This window comes from Homoserinimonas sp. OAct 916 (assembly GCF_003260275.1).
Taxonomy (GTDB): Bacteria; Actinomycetota; Actinomycetes; order Actinomycetales; family Microbacteriaceae; genus OACT-916.
Map to the genome: position 1 here is coordinate 1 of NZ_QJHB01000042.1, position 797 is coordinate 797.

The following is a 797-nucleotide window of genomic DNA, read 5'->3' on the forward strand; positions in this document are numbered from 1 at the left end:
GCCGCCATCTCCCGGTAAGCGTCATTCAGGACGACTTCGCCCTCTCGGGGGTGGGAGATGACCCCAGTCTTCAGGTTGTCGGGCACCAGGCGCGGGACGCTGCCGCCGAAGAAGGTGAACATCGATGTGTGGGCGCGCAGCCACGACTCCTGCCGCATATCCAGGCAGGGTTCCACGAACGCATACCGGCTGAAAGGCAAGCAGGCAACGAACAAATACACCTTCGACATCTCGCCCGTTGTCGGATCCAGCAGTTGCATCGTGGGCCCGGACCAGTCGACCTCTATACTGCGACCGGCCTTATGCCCGACCCGTGACGTCGCCCCCGACACCGCGGCGTAGTCGCCATAGAGCCGGCAGAACCGGTCATAACTCATCGTTGCCTGCGCCATTGAAGTCGCGTCAACATACTCCTGATGGAGGAGTTTCAACGTCACCCCGACCCGGGCCAGCTCGGTATGAATTCGAACCCAGTCCGGCTGCGCGAACACGCTCTCGTGCACCCCACGGCCCGGAAACACCGCCGCATACACCTCGGCCTCCGACATCTCCTCGACGTCATCCCAGCCGATGCCGAGGCGGTCCGCCGAGTCAAACACCGCGCGGACGCTATTGCGGGCGATGCCCTGCGCCGAGGCGATCGCCCTGCCCGACAAGCCCTGATTTCGTAGCTGCAAGACAAGTTTCGCCTTGATCTTCCGTACCATTACCCGTACTCCTTCCACCACGTGGCCATCACATGGTGGAAGGAGCTTTTCAGGTGGCTCTCAACCACGCCAATCGTGGCTCTGAACGAC

The 797-nt window shown here is 62.2% G+C and carries 1 pseudogene; it reads right to left on the reverse strand.

Going from position 1 to position 797, the window contains the following annotated elements:
* Positions 1 to 707 (reverse strand): annotated as a pseudogene (locus tag DL891_RS16590) (IS21 family transposase); the annotation flags it as partial.
* Positions 708 to 797 lie beyond the last annotated feature (90 nt).